Origin of the sequence: Streptomyces sp. TG1A-8, from assembly GCF_030499535.1 — a bacterium.
Lineage (GTDB): Bacteria > Actinomycetota > Actinomycetes > Streptomycetales > Streptomycetaceae > Streptomyces.
The window spans coordinates 4,812,845-4,829,873 of record NZ_JASTLB010000001.1; the positions used below are offsets into that span (position 1 = coordinate 4,812,845).

16 protein-coding genes are annotated in these 17,029 nt (G+C 74.1%); 11 read left to right on the forward strand and 5 right to left on the reverse strand.

Annotated elements, in window-relative coordinates:
- Window positions 1-142 precede the first annotated feature (142 nt).
- From hrcA to QQY24_RS21110, 11 genes are all read left to right on the forward strand, one after another.
- Window positions 143-1,159: a heat-inducible transcriptional repressor HrcA gene (gene hrcA / locus QQY24_RS21060; RefSeq protein ID WP_301974258.1), complete on the forward strand. Its 1,017-nt coding sequence runs from the start codon at window positions 143-145 to the stop codon at window positions 1,157-1,159.
- Window positions 1,160-2,296 carry a molecular chaperone DnaJ gene (gene dnaJ / locus QQY24_RS21065; protein ID WP_301974259.1) on the forward strand — a complete coding sequence of 379 codons (1,137 nt, stop codon included), beginning with the start codon at window positions 1,160-1,162 and terminating at the stop codon, window positions 2,294-2,296.
- Window positions 2,297-2,404: 108 nt separating this feature from the next.
- Window positions 2,405-3,481: a nitronate monooxygenase gene (locus QQY24_RS21070; protein ID WP_301974260.1), complete on the forward strand. Its 1,077-nt coding sequence runs from the start codon at window positions 2,405-2,407 to the stop codon at window positions 3,479-3,481.
- Window positions 3,478-4,218: a 16S rRNA (uracil(1498)-N(3))-methyltransferase gene (locus QQY24_RS21075; RefSeq protein ID WP_301974261.1), complete on the forward strand. Its 741-nt coding sequence runs from the start codon at window positions 3,478-3,480 to the stop codon at window positions 4,216-4,218. The genes QQY24_RS21070 and QQY24_RS21075 overlap by 4 nt, the downstream gene beginning before the upstream one ends.
- 159 nt (window positions 4,219-4,377) lie before the next feature.
- The gene (locus tag QQY24_RS21080; protein WP_301974262.1) at window positions 4,378-4,935 is read left to right on the forward strand and encodes a hypothetical protein; all 558 of its coding nucleotides are present in this window, start codon (window positions 4,378-4,380) and stop codon (window positions 4,933-4,935) included.
- Between the two features lie 109 nt (window positions 4,936-5,044).
- The gene (locus tag QQY24_RS21085; protein WP_301976310.1) at window positions 5,045-8,206 is read left to right on the forward strand and encodes a S41 family peptidase; all 3,162 of its coding nucleotides are present in this window, start codon (window positions 5,045-5,047) and stop codon (window positions 8,204-8,206) included.
- Between the two features lie 118 nt (window positions 8,207-8,324).
- Window positions 8,325-8,678 (forward strand): histidine triad nucleotide-binding protein, encoded by a 354-nt coding sequence (locus QQY24_RS21090; protein ID WP_301974263.1) that lies wholly within the window; start codon window positions 8,325-8,327, stop codon window positions 8,676-8,678.
- Between the two features lie 6 nt (window positions 8,679-8,684).
- The gene (locus QQY24_RS21095) at window positions 8,685-9,590 is read left to right on the forward strand and encodes a ribonuclease Z (protein ID WP_301974264.1); all 906 of its coding nucleotides are present in this window, start codon (window positions 8,685-8,687) and stop codon (window positions 9,588-9,590) included.
- A gap of 32 nt (window positions 9,591-9,622) precedes the next feature.
- Window positions 9,623-10,615, forward strand: a complete 993-nt coding sequence (locus QQY24_RS21100; RefSeq protein WP_301974266.1) for an adenosine deaminase — start codon at window positions 9,623-9,625, stop codon at window positions 10,613-10,615.
- A gap of 97 nt (window positions 10,616-10,712) precedes the next feature.
- On the forward strand, window positions 10,713-12,008 hold the full coding sequence (locus QQY24_RS21105; protein WP_301974267.1) for a glucarate dehydratase family protein: 1,296 nt from the start codon (window positions 10,713-10,715) through the stop codon (window positions 12,006-12,008).
- A gap of 186 nt (window positions 12,009-12,194) precedes the next feature.
- Complete coding sequence (locus tag QQY24_RS21110) at window positions 12,195-13,265, forward strand: carbohydrate kinase family protein (protein WP_301976311.1); 1,071 nt, start codon at window positions 12,195-12,197, stop codon at window positions 13,263-13,265.
- 34 nt (window positions 13,266-13,299) lie between these two features.
- On the opposite strand, the gene QQY24_RS21115 is transcribed toward QQY24_RS21110, so the two are convergent.
- The 5 genes from QQY24_RS21115 to QQY24_RS21135 are packed head-to-tail and all read right to left on the reverse strand — an operon-like array spanning window position 13,300 to window position 16,974.
- Window positions 13,300-13,653, reverse strand: a complete 354-nt coding sequence (locus QQY24_RS21115; protein WP_301974269.1) for a cytidine deaminase — start codon at window positions 13,651-13,653, stop codon at window positions 13,300-13,302.
- Between the two features lie 51 nt (window positions 13,654-13,704).
- Window positions 13,705-14,064, reverse strand: coding sequence for an MmcQ/YjbR family DNA-binding protein (locus QQY24_RS21120; protein ID WP_301974270.1), 360 nt, complete (start codon window positions 14,062-14,064; stop codon window positions 13,705-13,707).
- Window positions 14,061-15,368 (reverse strand): hemolysin family protein, encoded by a 1,308-nt coding sequence (locus QQY24_RS21125; protein WP_301974271.1) that lies wholly within the window; start codon window positions 15,366-15,368, stop codon window positions 14,061-14,063. The genes QQY24_RS21120 and QQY24_RS21125 overlap by 4 nt, the downstream gene beginning before the upstream one ends.
- Before the next feature lie 16 nt (window positions 15,369-15,384).
- Window positions 15,385-15,882: an rRNA maturation RNase YbeY gene (gene ybeY, locus QQY24_RS21130; protein ID WP_301974272.1), complete on the reverse strand. Its 498-nt coding sequence runs from the start codon at window positions 15,880-15,882 to the stop codon at window positions 15,385-15,387.
- Window positions 15,883-15,894: 12 nt separating this feature from the next.
- Window positions 15,895-16,974, reverse strand: coding sequence for a PhoH family protein (locus QQY24_RS21135; protein ID WP_301974273.1), 1,080 nt, complete (start codon window positions 16,972-16,974; stop codon window positions 15,895-15,897).
- Window positions 16,975-17,029: the final 55 nt, after the last annotated feature.

The window sequence follows — 17,029 nt, forward strand, 5'->3', positions numbered from 1 at the left end:
CGGGGCGCGGCGGCACGGGACCGGCCTTGCCGGGGGCGTACCCCACGGCCGTACACTGGGCCGGGGAACGCTGGCACTCCCCTGCTCAGAGTGCCAGGCGGGCGAAGCGAAGGACCGGGGACGACGTGCTGGAGGTGCGCGCATGCTGAGTGAACGCAGACTCAAGGTGCTGCGCGCCATCGTCCAGGACTACGTCGGCACCGAGGAGCCGGTGGGGTCGAAGGCGCTCACCGAGCGGCACAACCTCGGCGTCTCCCCGGCGACCGTGCGCAACGACATGGCGGCCCTGGAGGAGGAGGGGTACATCGCGCAGCCGCACACCAGTGCCGGGCGCATCCCCACCGACAAGGGCTACCGGCTGTTCGTCGACAAGCTCGCGGGCGTCAAGCCGATGACCGCGCCCGAGCGGCGGGCGATCCAGAACTTCCTGGAGGGCGCCGTCGACCTCGACGACGTCGTGGCGCGCACGGTGCGGCTGCTCGCGCAGCTCACCCGGCAGGTCGCCGTCGTGCAGTACCCGTCCCTGACCCGCTCGACCGTGCGGCACGTGGAGCTGCTCTCGCTCGCCCCCGCGCGCGTGATGCTCGTCCTGATCACGGACACCGGCCGGGTCGAGCAGCGGATGGTCGACTGCCCGGCGCCGTTCGGCGAGGCGTCGCTCGCGGACCTCAGGGCCCGGCTCAACAGCCGGGTCGCGGGCCGCCGTTTCTCCGACGTGCCGCGACTGGTCGAGGACCTGCCCGAGGCCTTCGAGGCCGAGGACCGCGGTACGGTCTCCACGGTGCTCTCCACGCTGCTGGAGACACTGATCGAGGAGAACGAGGAGCGGCTGATGATCGGCGGCACCGCCAATCTCACCCGCTTCGGGCACGACTTCCCCCTGACGATCCGGCCCGTCCTGGAGGCGCTGGAGGAGCAGGTCGTGCTCCTCAAGCTCCTCGGCGAGGCGAAGGATCCGGGCGTGACGGTGCGTATCGGGCACGAGAACGCCCATGAAGGACTCAACTCCACGTCCGTCGTGTCGGTCGGCTACGGTTCGGGCGGCGAGGCGGTTGCCAAGCTCGGCGTGGTCGGACCGACCCGCATGGACTACCCGGGAACGATGGGAGCGGTACGCGCAGTGGCACGGTACGTCGGACAGATCCTGGCGGAGTCGTAGGTGGCCACGGACTACTACGCCGTTCTCGGCGTGCGCCGCGACGCGTCGCAGGATGAGATCAAGAAGGCGTTCCGCAGGCTCGCGCGCGAGCTGCACCCGGACGTCAACCCGGACCCGAAGACCCAGGAGCGGTTCAAGGAGATCAACGCCGCCTACGAGGTGCTGTCGGACCCGCAGAAGAAGCAGGTCTACGACCTCGGCGGCGACCCGCTCTCCCCGTCGGGCGGTGCCGGCGCGGGCGGCTTCGGGGCCGGCGGCTTCGGCAACTTCTCCGACATCATGGACGCGTTCTTCGGCACGGCGTCGCAGCGCGGCCCGCGCTCGCGCACCCGGCGCGGCCAGGACGCGATGATCCGGATCGAGATCGAGCTGGACGAGGCGGCCTTCGGGACCACCAAGGACATCCAGGTCGACACCGCCGTCGTCTGCGCCACCTGCAACGGCGAGGGCGCGGCGCCGGGCACCTCGGCGCAGACGTGCGACATGTGCCGGGGACGCGGTGAGGTCTCCCAGGTGACCCGGTCCTTCCTGGGCCAGGTCATGACCTCCCGGCCCTGCCCCCAGTGCCAGGGCTTCGGCACCGTCGTGCCCACGCCGTGCCCCGAGTGCGCGGGCGACGGCCGGGTCCGCTCGCGGCGCACGCTGACGGTGAAGATCCCGGCCGGCGTCGACAACGGCACCCGGATCCAGCTGGCCGGCGAGGGCGAGGTCGGACCCGGCGGCGGTCCGGCCGGTGACCTGTACGTCGAGATCCACGAGCTGCCGCACCCCACCTTCCAGCGGCGCGGCGACGACCTGCACTGCACGGTCACCCTCCCGATGACCGCGGCGGCCCTCGGCACCAAGGTGCCGCTGGAGACCCTGGACGGCATGGAGGAGGTCGACATCCGGCCCGGCACCCAGTCCGGCCAGTCGATCCCGCTGCACGACCGGGGCGTCACGCACCTGCGCGGCGGCGGCCGGGGCGACCTGATCGTCCACGTCGAGGTGACGACCCCGACCAAGCTGGACCCCGAGCAGGAGCGCCTCCTGCGCGAGCTGGCCAAGCTCCGCGGCGAGGAGCGGCCCCAGGGGCAGTTCCAGCCGGGTCAGCAGGGACTGTTCTCCCGGCTGAAGGACGCGTTCAACGGACGGTGACGCCGGCCGGGCGGCGCGGACGCGTCCCCGCCGGCGTCCGGGCGTCCCCGGCTCCCGCCGGGGACGCCCGGATTCGGCCCCGTCCGAAGGACGTGACACCATGCGGGCATGTCCTCCGCGCTGACCGATCTCCTGCCCCACCCGATCGTGCAGGCCCCCATGGCGGGCGGAGTCTCCGTCCCGCAGCTCGCCGCCGCCGTCTGCGAGGCCGGGGGGCTCGGGTTCCTCGCCGCCGGGTACAAGACCGCCGACGGCATGTACCGGGAGATCAAGCAGCTGCGGGGGCTCACCGGCCGCCCCTTCGGCGTGAACGTGTTCGTGCCCCAGCGGGACCACGCCGAGTCCGGCGCCGTCGAGGTCTACGCCCACCAGCTGGCCGGCGAGGCCGCCTGGTACGAGACCGAGCTGGGCGACCCCGACAGCGGCCGGGACGACGGCTACGACGCCAAGCTCGCCGTCCTGCTGGACGACCCGGTGCCCGTGGTCTCCTTCCACTTCGGCGTCCCGGACCCGGACGTCCTGGACGCGCTGCGCCGCGCCGGGACCCTCACCCTGGTCACCGCCACCACCGCCGAGGAGGCCCGCGCGGTGGAGCGGGCCGGGGCCGACGCGGTGATCGCGCAGGGCGTCGAGGCCGGCGGCCACCAGGGCACCCACCGCGACACCCCGGAGAACGACCGCGCCGGCATCGGCCTGCTGTCGCTGATCGCGCAGGTCCGGGAGGCGGTGGCCCTCCCCGTGGTCGCGGCCGGCGGCATCATGCGCGGCGGGCAGGTCGCCGCGGCGCTGGCCGCCGGGGCCTGCGCCGCCCAACTGGGCACGGCCTTCCTCGCCACCCCCGAGTCGGGCGCCGCCGCCCTGTACAAACAGGCCCTGACCAACCCCCTGTTCACGCGCACCGAGCCGACCCGCGCCTTCACCGGCCGTCCGGCGCGCGCGCTGGTCAACCGCTTCCTGCGCGAGCACGGGCCGTACGCGCCCGCCGCGTACCCCGAAGTCCACCACCTGACCGCGCCGCTGCGGCAGGCCGCCGCCCGGGCCGGCGACGCCCAGGGCATGGCGCTGTGGGCGGGCCAGGGCCACCGGATGGCGCGCGAGCTGCCCGCCGGGCGCCTGGTGGAGGTGCTGGCCGCCGAACTCGCCGAGGCCGCGGCGGCGCTGCCGGCGGGGGGCGGCCCGCGATGACCGCTCCCGTCTTCGTCGTGGACCGGCTCGACGCCGGCGGCCCGCGGTTCGTGCTCGACGGCCCCGAGGGCCGGCACGCGGTCTCCGTGAAGCGGCTGCGGCCGGGCGAGGACGTCGTCCTCACCGACGGGCGCGGACGCTGGACGCAGGGCGTCGTGCAGGCGGCCGAGGGCAGGGACCGCCTGGTGGTCGGGGACCTGGAGCCGGTCCGCGAGGAACCCCCGCCCGCCCCCCGGATCACCGTCGTCCAGGCCCTGCCCAAGGGCGACCGGGGCGAACTCGCCGTCGAGACGATGACCGAGGTCGGCGTCGACGCGATCGTGCCCTGGCAGGCCTCCCGCTGCATCACCCAGTGGAGGGGCGAGCGCGGTCCCAAGGCCCTCGGCAAGTGGCGGTCCACCGCCCGCGAGGCCGGCAAGCAGTCCCGCCGGGTCCGCTTCCCCGAGGTCACGGACCCCGTGACGACCAAGCAGGTCGGCGCGCTGCTGGCCGGGGCCGCCTTCGCCGCCGTCCTGCACGAGGGCGGCGCGGAACGCCTCGCCGCCGCCCCGCTCCCCGAGGACGGCGAGATCGTGCTGGTCGTCGGGCCCGAGGGGGGCGTGTCCCCCGAGGAACTGGCGCTGTTCGAGGCGGCGGGCGCGCGGCCCCACGTGCTCGGCCCCACGGTGCTGCGCACGTCCACCGCCGGCACCGCCGCCGCCGCCCTGCTCCTGGGCCGCACCGGCCGCTGGGCCTGAAGCCCCGGGGGACCCCGTGGAACCCGCCCGGCCCGGGCCTCCCCGTCGAGGAGCGACTGCTGCCGCGCGCCTGGCGACGGCCCGGTGGCATCGCCCGAACGGGTGAGTGGCCGTATCCGGCCTTCCGTCGCGCGGAGGGGCGGTGGCACGCTGACCTGCATGGGGGATTCGAGACCGACGCGGCGCCGGCCGCGGGCCGCGCGGGCGGTGGCCGTGGCAGGGCTCGTGGTGGTGGCCGCGGGCGCGACGGCGGCGTGCGACCCGGCCGGGCTGGGTTCCGTCACGGTCGCCTACACCACCGACACGACCGCGACCGCCGAGCTGGGACGGCACCACGTGAACGTGGACTGGCTCACCTGCACCGGGGCCTACGCCGACGGCGGCAAACCCGCCGGCTCGCCCTCGCCGACGGAGACCGCCGTGGTCTCCGTCGACTGCCAGGGGCGGACGGAGGACGGACGGAAGATCACCGTCACCGGGAAGGTGACCAGGGCCGTCAACGGCGCCTGCGTGCGCGGGGACCTGACGGCGAAGGTCGGCGGCAGGCAGGTGTTCCACGCCGACGGGCTCGGCGACTGCGACGCCACACCCGGGCCGACGTACCGGCCGCCGACGGCCCGGCAGCCCTCCGGCGGGCGGCCCACGGTGACGGTCACCGTCACCCGCACCTTGTGGTGCAGGAACGACCCCACCTGCTGGCCCGTGGAGGGCAAGTGATCCGAACCGGCGGCGGGACGCGCCGGCCGCCGCATAAGGTGACGGGGTGACTCAGGGCACTGCGACAGGATCCTCCGGCTACCTCCGATTCCCGCACCTCCGCGGGGACTTGGTGACCTTCGTCGCCGAGGACGACGTATGGCTGGCCCCCCTCGACGGGGGCCGGGCCTGGCGGGTCGGCGCGGACAACGTGCCGGTGAACCACCCCCGTATCTCGCCCGACGGCGCCACCGTCGCCTGGACCTCCACCCGCGACGGCGCCCCCGAGGTGCACACCGCTCCGGTCGACGGCGGCCCCGCCGGACGGCTGACGTACTGGGGCAGTTGGAGGACCCAGGTGCGCGGCTGGACGCCGGACGGCGCGGTCCTCGCCGTCAGCACCGCCGGCCAGGCCAGCCTGCGCCGCAGCTGGGCCCGTGCCGTCCCGCTGGACGGCGGACCCGCCACCACCCTGCCCTACGGGCCCGTCGGCGACGTCGCGTACGGCCCGCACACCGTGCTGCTGTCCGCCCCGATGGGCCGTGAGGCCGCCTGGTGGAAGCGGTACCGCGGGGGCACGGCGGGCAAGCTGTGGATCGACCGCACCGCCGGGGGAGAGGAGGGCGGCGGGGAGTTCGTCCGGCTGCACGAGGACCTGGACGGCAACGTCGAGTACCCGTTCTGGGTGGGCGAGCGGATCGCCTTCCTGTCCGACCACGAGGGCACCGGCGCGCTGTACTCCTCCCTCGCCGACGGCTCGGGCCTGCGGCGGCACACCCCGCTCGACCGCTTCTACGCCCGGCACGCCGCCACCGACGGCCGCCGCGTCGTCTACTCCAGCGCGGGCGAACTGTGGCTCCTCGACGACCTCGACGCCGCCGAGCCGCGCCGCCTGGACGTCCGGCTCGGCGGCCCGCGCGTCGACCTGCAGCCCCGCCCGGTGAACGCCTCCCGCTGGTTCGACTCGGCCGCCCCCGACCACACCGCGCGCGGTAGCGCGGTCGCCGTGCGCGGCGCCGTCCACTGGGTCACCCACCGCTTCGGGCCCGCCCGCGTGCTCGCCGCCCGGCCCGGCGTCCGGGCCCGGCTGCCCCGCACCTTCCGCGCCGAGGGCGAGGAGTGGGTGGTGTGGGTGACGGACGCCGAGGGCGAGGACGCCCTGGAGTTCGCGCCCGCCACCGGCGTCGCCGTCGGCGCGACCCCGCGCCGGCTGGCCGCCGGCCGGCTCGGCCGCGTCCTGGAACTCGCCATGGCCCCCGACGGCAGCCGCGCCGCCGTCGCCTCCCACGACGGACGGCTGCTGCTCGTCGAACGCGAGACCGGCGAGGTGCGCGAGGTCGACCGCAGCGAGGACGGCGACGTCCGCGACCTCGCGTTCTCGCCCGACTCCGGCTGGCTCGCCTGGTCCCACCCCGGCCCCCGCCCGCTCAGCCAGCTGCGCCTGGCCCACACCACCGACCTGTCGGTCACCGAGGCGACCCCGCTGCGCTTCCAGGACTACGCGCCCGCCTTCACCCCCGACGGCAGGCACCTCGCCTTCCTGTCGAACCGCTCCTTCGACCCGGTCTACGACGAACACGTCTTCGACCTGGCCTTCGTGGAGGGCGGCCGCCCGTACCTGATCACGCTGGCCGCGACCACCCCGTCCCCGTTCGGCCCGCAGCGGCACGGCCGTCCCGCCGAGGCTCCCGACAAGGACGAGACCCCTGACAGCGAGGGCGTCCCGAACACCCGGATCGACCTCGACGGCCTCGCCGACCGCATCGTGCCCTTCCCGGTGGAGGCCGCCCGCTACTCCAACCTGCGCGCCGCCCGGGACGGCGTCCTGTGGCTGCGGCACCCGGTGCGCGGCGTCCTCGGCGCCTTTCGCGCCACGCCCGACGACCCGGACCCGAAGACCGAGCTGGAGCGCTACGACCTCGCCCAGCGGAGCCTGGAACACCTCGCCGCCGACGCCGACCACTTCGAGGTCAGCGGCGACGGCAAGCGCGTCCTGCTGTGGACCGGCGGCAGGCTCAAGGTCGTCCCCGGCGACCGGCGCGCCCCGGGCGACGAGGACGGCGACTCCCACTTCACCGTCGACCTCGGCCGGGTCCGGCAGACCGTCGACCCGGCCGCCGAATGGCGGCAGATGTACGAGGAGACGGGCCGCATCATGCGGGACAACTTCTGGCGGCCCGACATGGGCGGCCTGGACTGGGCCGGCGTCCTCGACCGCTACCGGCCCCTCCTGGACCGCCTCGCCACCCACGACGACCTGGTCGACCTCCTGTGGGAGGTGCACGGCGAACTCGGCACCTCGCACGCCTACGTCACCCCGCGCGGCGGCTTCGGCGGCGGCCCTCGCCAGGGCCTGCTCGGCGCGGACGTCTCCCGCCACGAGGACGGCAGCTGGCGCATCGACCGCATCCTGCCCTCGGAGACCTCCGACCCGGACGCACGCAGTCCGCTCGCCGCGCCCGGCGTCGCCGTGCGCCCCGGGGACGCGATCCTCGCGGTCGGCGGACACCCGGTCGACCCGGTGACCGGGCCCGGCCCGCTGCTCGTCGGCACGGCCGGCAAGCCGGTCGAGCTGACCGTCTCCCCGTCCGGCGGCGGCGACCCCCGGCACGCGGTCGTGGTCCCGCTCGCCGACGAGGAGCCGCTGCGCTACCACGCCTGGGTCGCCGATCGCCGGGCCCACGTCCACGGCAGGTCGGGCGGCCGGCTCGGCTACCTGCACGTGCCCGACATGCAGGCGCCCGGCTGGGCCCAGATCCACCGCGACCTGCGCGTGGAGGTCGCCCGCGAGGGCCTCGTGGTCGACGTGCGGGAGAACCGCGGCGGCCACACCTCCCAGCTGGTCGTGGAGAAGCTGGCCCGGCGCATCGTCGGCTGGGACTTCCCGCGCGGCATGCGGCCCGAGAGCTACCCCCGCGACGCGCCCCGCGGACCCGTGGTCGCCGTCGCCAACGAGTTCTCCGGCTCCGACGGCGACATCGTCAACGCGGCGATCAAGGCCCTCGGCATCGGACCGGTGGTCGGCACCCGTACCTGGGGCGGCATCATCGGCATCGACAGCCGCTACCGCCTGGTCGACGACACCCTGATCACCCAGCCGAAGTACGCGCTCTGGCTGGAGGGGTACGGGTGGGACGTCGAGAACCACGGCGTGGACCCGGACGTGGAGGTCGTGCAGCGCCCGCAGGACTGGGCGGCGGGCCGGGACGTCCAGCTGGACGCGGCGATCGGACTGGCGCTGGAGGCACTGCGGGAGCGGCCCGCCAAGACCCCGCCGGACCCGCCGGCCTGAGGGGCGCGGGGCGGTGCCCGCGCGCGGCTGCGCCCCACGTACCCGGCCGGCCGCCGCCGGCCCCGCCCGGCCGACTACCATGCCCCGTACTGGATCACCGGCGTCAGGAGGCACACGTATGGCAGGCGAACCGCAGGACGACTGCCTGTTCTGCAAAATCGTGGCGGGACAGATCCCGGCCACGGTCGTCCGGGAGACGGACACCACCCTGGCCTTCCGGGACATAAACCCCCAGGCGCCCACCCACGTCCTGGTGATCCCCAAGGCCCACTACGAGAACGCCGCCGCCCTCGCCGCCGGCGCCCCCCGGCTCGCCTCCGACGTGCTCGCCGAGACGCAGGCCGTCGCCGACGAGGAGAAGCTGGACAGCTACCGCACGGTCTTCAACACCGGCGGCGGCGCCGGCCAGACCGTCTGGCACGCCCACGCGCACGTCATCGGCGGGCGCGGGCTGGAATGGCCCCCCGGGTAGAGCCCCGTGTCCGTCCGCGAACTGGTGGTCCTCGGCACCGCCAGCCAGGTCCCGACCCGGCACCGCAACCACAACGGCTACCTGCTGCGCTGGGACGCCGAGGGCATCCTGTTCGACCCCGGCGAGGGCACCCAGCGGCAGATGCTGCGCGCCGGGGTCGCCGCCCACGACCTCGACCGGATCTGCGTCACGCACTTCCACGGCGACCACTCCCTGGGCCTGGCCGGGGTCATCCAGCGGATCAACCTCGACCAGGTGCCGCACGAGGTCACCGCGCACTACCCGCGCTCCGGGCAGCGCTTCTTCGACCGGCTGCGGTACGCCACCGCCTACCGGGAGACCGTCCGCCTCACCGAGGCACCGGTCGACGCCGACGGCACCCTCGCGGTGACGCCGTCGTACACGCTGGAGGCCCGCAGGCTGTCCCACCCCGTGGAGTCCTACGGCTACCGGCTCGTCGAGCCCGACGGGCGCCGCATGCTGCCGGGGCGGCTCGCCGCGCACGGCATCGCGGGGCCCGACGTCGGCCGCCTCCAGCGCGAGGGGGCGCTGCGGGGCGTGACGCTGGACGAGGTCAGCGAGGTGCGGCGCGGGCAGCGGTTCGCGTTCGTCATGGACACCCGGCTCTGCGACGGGGTGCACGCGCTCGCCGAGGGGTGCGACCTCCTCGTCATCGAGTCCACCTTCCTGGACGAGGACCGGCGACTGGCCGAGGACCACGGCCACCTGACGGCGGGCCAGGCGGCGGCCGCGGCCCGGGACGCCGGCGTGCGGCACCTGGTGCTCACCCACTTCAGCCAGCGCTACCCCGAACCGGAGGCGTTCGAGCGGCAGGCGCGCGCCGCCGGGTTCGCGGGCGAGCTGACCGTGGCGCGCGACCTGCAGCGGGTGCCGGTGCCCAAGCGCGGATGAAAGCGCAGGTGACGGGGTCGTAGGATGCTCTGATGCCCCTTCCCAAAGCTGAACTGCACCTCCATGTCGAAGGCACCCTGGAGCCGGAGCTGGCGTTCCGGCTGGCCGAGCGCAACCACGTCGCGCTGCCGTACGCGGACACCGGCGCGCTGCGCGAGGCGTACCGTTTCGAGGACCTGCAGTCGTTCCTGGACCTGTACTACGAGCTGATGGCCGTCCTGCGCACCGAGCGGGACTTCGAGGACCTGGCCGACGCCTACCTCGCCCGCGCCGCCGCGCAGGGCGTCCGGCACGCGGAGATCTTCTTCGACCCGCAGGCCCACCTCGCCCGGGGCCTGAGCATGGGCACGGTGGTGGAGGGGCTGTGGCGGGCGCTCGGGCGCAGCGAGGAGGACCACGGGATATCCACCCGGCTGATCATGTGCTTCCTGCGCGACGAGTCCGCCGGGTCCGCCCTGGAGACCCTCCGGGCCGCCGAACCGTACCTGGACCGGATCACCGGCGTCGGACTGGACTCGGCCGAGGTCGGGCATCCGCCGGCGAAGTTCCGCGAGGTGTACGAGGCCGCCGCCGCCCTCGGCCTGCGCCGCGTGGCGCACGCCGGTGAGGAGGGGCCGCCCGCGTACATCACCGAGGCCCTGGACGTGCTCGGCGTGGAGCGGATCGACCACGGCCTGCGCTGCGTGGAGGATCCGGCGCTGGTCGAGCGGCTGGTCCGGGACCGGGTCCCGCTGACCCTGTGCCCGCTGTCCAACGTCCGGCTGCGCACCGTGGACACCCTGGCCGACCACCCCCTGCCGGCGATGCTCGACGCGGGCCTGATGTGCACGGTCAACTCGGACGACCCGGCCTACTTCGGCGGGTACGCGGGCGACAACTTCGACGCGGTGCGCTCGGTGCTGGGCCTCGGCGAGGACCGACTGCGCGAGTTGGCCCGCAACTCCTTCCTCGCCTCCTTCCTGGAGGACGACGAGGAGCGGCGGGCGCGCTGCCTGGCCGAGGTGGAGGCGTACCGGTTCGGGTAGCCGTGCGGCGGTGCCCGGCGGCACCGCCCCATTGACGCCCGTGGTTCGCGTACCTAACCTCCATTTGCATATATGGACGACGTCTAGGAGCCGCCCCGTGAACCGCGACCTGACCATCACCGATGTCCGGCTCACGCCGATCCTGGTCGCCGACCCGCCGCTGCTGAACACCCAGGGCGTCCACCAGCCGTACACGCCCCGCCTGATCGTGGAGGTCGTCACCGCCGACGGCGTCACCGGTGTCGGCGAGACCTACGGGGACACCAAGTACCTGGAACTCGCCCGTCCCTTCGCCGACCGGCTCCGGGGCCGCCGGGTCAGCGACGTGAACGGTCTGTTCACGATCGCCGACGAGGTCGCCGTCGACGCCTCCCGGGTCCGGGACGCCGTCGACGTCGGCGGGCTGCGGGGCGTGCAGACCGCGGACAAGCTGCGCCTGTCCGTCGTCTCCGGATTCGAGGTCGCCTGCCTCGACGCCCTCGGCAAGGCCCTCGGCCTGCCCGTGCACGCCCTCCTCGGGGGCAAGGTCCGCGACGCCGTCGAGTACAGCGCCTACCTCTTCTACAAGCGCGCGGCCCACCCGGGGGGCGGGCCCGGCGAGAGGGACGACTGGGGCGAGGCCGTCGATCCGGCGGGGATCGTCGAGCAGGCGCGGCGCTTCACCGAGCGCCACGGCTTCACCTCCTTCAAGCTGAAGGGCGGCGTCTTCCCGCCGGACGAGGAGATCGCCGCGATCCGCGCCCTCGCCGAGGCCTTCCCCGGCCACCCGCTGCGCCTGGACCCCAACGGCGCCTGGTCGGTGGAGACCTCGCTGCGGGTGGCGGACGAGATCGGGGACGTCCTCGAATACCTGGAGGACCCCGCCCTCGGCACGCCCGCCATGGCCGAGGTGGCCGCCCGCACCGGCGTGCCGCTGGCCACCAACATGTGCGTGACCACCTTCGCCGAGATCGAGGAGGCGTTCACCCGCGGCGCCGTCCAGGTCGTGCTGTCCGACCACCACTACTGGGGCGGACTGCGCAACACCCAGCAACTCGCCGCGATCTGCCGCGCGTTCGGTGTCGGCGTGTCCATGCACTCCAACACCCACCTCGGGATCAGCCTCGCCGCGATGACCCACGTCGCCTCGACCGTCCCCGGCCTCCACCACGCCTGCGACTCCCACTACCCCTGGCAGTCGGAGGACGTCCTGACCCGGCGCCTCACCTTCGACGGCGGCCGGGTCACCGTCTCCGACGCCCCCGGTCTCGGCGTCGAACTCGACCGCGACCGGCTGGAGTTCCTGCACCGGCGCTGGCTGGACGACGACGGTGCCCTGCGCGACCGCGACGACGCGGCGGCCATGCGCGTCACCGACCCCGACTGGGTCACCCCGGCGGTCCCGCGCTGGTGACGCCCGGTCCGGCGGCATCCGGCGGCACCCGGCCCGGGTTCCCCCCGCCGACGCCCGGCCGCGGGCACCGTGGTGCACACTGGCCAGAACCCGCACCACGTCAGGGAGCGCACCGTGACCCCGTCCCACACCCTCGCCGGAGAGGAACCGGAGCACCTCACCCGGGCGGCACGCCGCCAGGCCCGGATCGACCCGCTCGCCGCCCTGCGCGCACCCGGCGATCCACCCTGGGACGTCTACCTCACGGGCACCGTCTTCCTCGACATCGTCTTCACCGGCCTGGACTCGGCGCCCGTGCGCGGCACCGAGTCTTGGGCCCGGGGCATGGGCTCCAGCCCCGGCGGGATCGCCAACATGGCCGCCGCCCTCGCCCGCCTCGGCCTGCTGACGTCCCTCGCGGCGGCGTTCGGCGACGACCACTACGGCGAGTACTGCTGGGACGCGCTGGAGCAGGGCGAGGGCATCGACCTGTCGCCGTCGCGGACGGTGCCCGGCTGGCACTCGCCGGTGACCGTGTCCATGGCCTACGAGGGCGAACGGACGATGGTCTCCCACGGTCACGAACCGCCCCCCGGGGAACCGGCGCCCGACTGCCCGCCGCGCGCCCGTGCGGCCGTCGCGTCCCTCACCCCCGGCAGACCCGCGCCCTGGATCGCGCAGGCCGCCCGGCACGGCACCCGGATCTTCGCCGACGTCGGCTGGGACGACACCGGTGCCTGGGACCTCGCGGGCCTCGCCGACCTGCGGCACTGCGAGGCGTTCCTGCCCAACGCCGAGGAGGCGATGCGCTACACCCGGGCCGGCTGCCCGCGGGCGGCGGCGCACGCCCTGACCGAGCACGTGCCGCTGGCCGTCGTCACGCTCGGCGCGGAGGGGGCGTACGCGGTGGACCGGCGCACGGGGGAGGCCGCCGAGGTGCCCGCGATCGCCGTGGAGGCGCTGGACCCCACCGGCGCCGGGGACGTCTTCGTGGCCGGGTTCGTCACCGGCACGCTGGCCGGCTGGCCACTGGCGGACCGGCTGGCCTTCGCGGGGCTCACGGCGGCCCTGTCCGTCCAGGAGTTCGGCGGTTCCCTGTCGGCGCCCGGCTGGGCGGAGATCGGGTCGTGGTGGCGCAAGGTGCAGTCCGTGCCGGGGCAGGACCCGACGGCCCTGCGCCGGTACGCCTTCCTGGACGGCCTGGTCCCGGAGGAACAGAGCCGTCCCTGGCCGCTGCGCCGGGCCGTGCCGACGATCGGCTTCCGCGGCCCGGCGTAGGCCGCCCGGGAGGAGGCGGGGCGGGCCCGGCGCCTCAGCCGGCCGGGACCGTCAGCCGCAGCGTCCCGTCCGGGGCGGCCAGCAGCACCGGGGTGTCCGCCCCGCCCAGGTCGGCCACGGCCGCCCGGTCCTCCGCCGTGACCTCCTGCGCCCCGCTGACCACGGCCGCCGCCTCCAGCGACTTCGCGCCGGACGCCACGGCCATGGCGACCGCCGTGCGCAGAGCGCTCAGGCGCAGCGAGGGCAGCGTCACCGATCCGGCGACGTAGGTGCGTCCGGTCTCGTCCCGCACGGCGGCCCCCTCGGGCACACCGTTGCGGGCCCGGGCGGAACGGGCCAGCGTGACGATCTTGCGGTCCTCGGGGTCGAGCTCGTTGCTGTCGGTCATGCCCCGAGCATACGAAGCCGCGAGGCGGCCGGGGCAGTCACCCCGGCCCGTTCACGGCCGGTCCAGCCGCAGCCGCTGCGCCCTGGGCAGCCCCGCGACGACGAGGTCGTACGAGTCCTCGACCAGCTCCCTCACCAGCCGGCCGGGCAGACCGCCGGCCACCGTCACGGTGTTCCAGTGCCGCTTGTTCATGTGGTAACCGGGGACGATCAGGCCCTCGTACCCGGTGCGCAGCCGGACCGCGTCGTCCGGGTCGCACTTGAGGTTGACCGTCAGGGGCCGCGCGTCCAGGTCCGTCAGGGCGAACACCTTGCCCAGCACCTTGAAGACGGAGGTCCGCGGGCCGAACGGGAAGTCCTCCACGGCCCCGTTGAAGGACAGGCACAGGGCGCGCAGCTCCCGAGGCGTCACCCGGACTCCTCCTCGCCGGCCGGCACCAGGGCCGGCGCCACGGGCTCCACCAGCACCGTCACGATCTTGTTCCGGCGGCCGGCCGCCGCCTCCGCCGTCAGCCGGAGCCTGCGCCCGTCGGGCAGCTCGACCTCGGCCGAGGCACCGGCGATGGGCACGCGGCCGAGCGACTTGGCGAGCAGCCCGCCGACGGTCTCCACGTCCTCGTCGTCGTACTCCTCCAGGCCGTACAGCTCGCCCAGGTCGGTGATGTCCAGGCGCGCGGTGACCCGGTACCGGCCGTCGCCGAGGTCCTCCACGGGCGGCAGTTCCCGGTCGTACTCGTCGGTGATCTCGCCGACGATCTCCTCCAGGATGTCCTCGATGGTGACGATGCCGGCGGTGCCGCCGTACTCGTCGATGACCACGGCGACGTGGTTGCGTTCCTTCTGCATCTCGCGCAGCAGGTCGCCGGCGTTCTTGGTGTCCGGGACGAAGACGGCCGGCCGCATCATCGTGGACACCGGGTCGCCCTCCGCGTCCCGGCTGATGTGCGTCCTGCGGACCAGGTCCTTCAGGTACACGATCCCCACGATGTCGTCCTCGCTCTCCCCGGTGACCGGTATCCGGGAGAAACCGGAGCGCAGGGCGAGGGTGAGGGCCTGCCGGATGGTCTTGTAGCGCTCGATGACGACCAAGTCCGTCCGCGGCACCATCACCTCGCGCGCCAGGGTGTCGCCCAGCTCGAAGACCGAGTGCACCATGCGGCGCTCCTCGTCCTCGATCAGCGACTCCTTCTCGGCCAGGTCGACCAGCGCGCGCAGCTCCGCCTCGGACGCGAACGGCCCGCGGCGGAAGCCCTTGCCCGGGGTGAGCGCGTTGCCGATGAGGATCAGCAGCGACGGAATGGGGCCCAGCACCCGGGCCAGCGGCAGCAGCACGTACGCCGCCGCCGTCGCGGTGTTCAGCGGGTGCTGGCGGCCGATGGTGCGCGGGGAGACGCCCACGGCGACGTACGACACCAGGACCATCACGCCGATGGCGACCAGCAGCGCCTGCCAGGTCGCCGGGAACTGCTGCAGGCAGGCGTACGTCACCAGGGCCGCCGCCGCCATCTCGCAGGCGACGCGGACCAGCAGGGCCAGGTTGAGGTAACGGGTGGGGTCGGCGGCGATCTGCGCCAGCCGGGCACCGCCCCGGCGGCCGGACTTCGCCGCCTCCTCGGCGCGGAAGCTGGAGACCCGGGCCAGGCCCGCCTCCGCGCAGGCGGCGAGCCAGGCCACGACGACCAGCGCGACCGCGCCGACCACGATCTGCGGACTCATGCGAGGACGGCCCGCCCTACGAGACGGTCGGCGCCGGGGAGGGCCCGGTCAGCCCCCGCTCGGCCCGCCAGCCGTCGACGATGGCGGCCTGCAGCCCGAACATCTCGGCCTTCTCGTCGGGCTCCTCGTGGTCGTAGCCGAGCAGGTGCAGCACCCCGTGGACGGTGAGCAGCTGCAGCTCCTCGTCCATCGAGTGCTGCGTCGGCGCCTCCGCGCCCTGCTTCGCGGCGACCTCCGGGCACAGCACGATGTCCCCGAGCAGCCCCTGCGGGGGCTCGTCGTCGTCCTTCGACGGCGGACGCAGCTCGTCCATGGGGAAGGACATGACGTCGGTCGGGCCCGGCAGGTCCATCCACTGGAGGTGCAGCTGCTCCATGGCGTCGGCGTCCACGACGATCACCGACAGCTCGGAGAGCGGGTGGATGCGCATCCGGGCGAGCGCGTAGCGGGCGACGTCGAGGATCGCCTGCTCGTCGACCTCGGTGCCGGACTCGTTGTTGACGTCGATCGACATGCTGGTGCTGGTCTACTTCCCCTGGGAGCCCTTGGCGCCGGTCCTGCCACGGCCGCCCCCGTGGGCGCCGTTCTCCGTGCCGTTCTTGCTGTCGTACTTCTCGTACGCGTCGACGATACGGCCCACCAGCCTGTGCCGTACGACATCGTCGGACGACAGCCGGGAGAAGTGGACGTCCTCCACGCCCTCCAGGATCTCCTGCACCTGCCTGAGTCCCGACTTCTGCCCGCCGGGCAGGTCGACCTGGGTCACGTCACCCGTGATCACGATCTTCGAGTCGAAGCCGAGCCGGGTGAGGAACATCTTCATCTGCTCGGGGGAGGTGTTCTGGGCCTCGTCCAGGATGATGAAGGCGTCGTTCAGCGTCCGGCCGCGCATGTAGGCGAGCGGCGCGACCTCGATGGTCCCCGCCGCCATCAGGCGCGGGATCGAGTCCGGGTCGAGCATGTCGTGCAGCGCGTCGTACAGCGGACGCAGGTAGGGGTCGATCTTCTCGTAGAGGGTGCCGGGCAGGAAGCCGAGGCGCTCGCCGGCCTCGACCGCGGGGCGGGTCAGGATGATGCGGTTGACCTGCTTGGACTGCAGGGCCTGGACCGCCTTGGCCATGGCCAGGTAGGTCTTGCCGGTGCCGGCGGGGCCGATGCCGAAGACGACGGTGTGCTTGTCGATCGCGTCGACGTACCGCTTCTGGTTGAGCGTCTTGGGCCGGATCGTGCGGCCCCGCGAGGACAGGATGTTCTGCGTCAGCACCTCGGCCGGGGTCTCCGGGCCGTCGCTCGTCCCGTTCTCGCTCGCCTTGAGCATGGCGATCGAGCGTTCCACTGCGTCCTCCGTCATCGGCTGTCCGGTGCGGAGCACCAGCATCATCTCTTCGAACACGCGGGACACCAGGGCGACGTCCACGGGGTCGCCGACCGCGCTGATCTCGTTGCCCCGGACGTGGATGTCGGCCGCCGGGAAGGCCTTCTCGATCACGCGCAGCAGGGAGTCGCCGGAACCCAGTACGGTGACCATCGGGTGCTGGGCGGGGACGGTGAACTGCGCTCTCGCCTGCTCCTGCGCGGAGGTGCGGTCTGTGGGTGTGTGAGTCATGGGCCGGCGCTGTAGGCCTGCGGTTCCTCCTCGTCACGGCCGCGTAGCTGAGGGC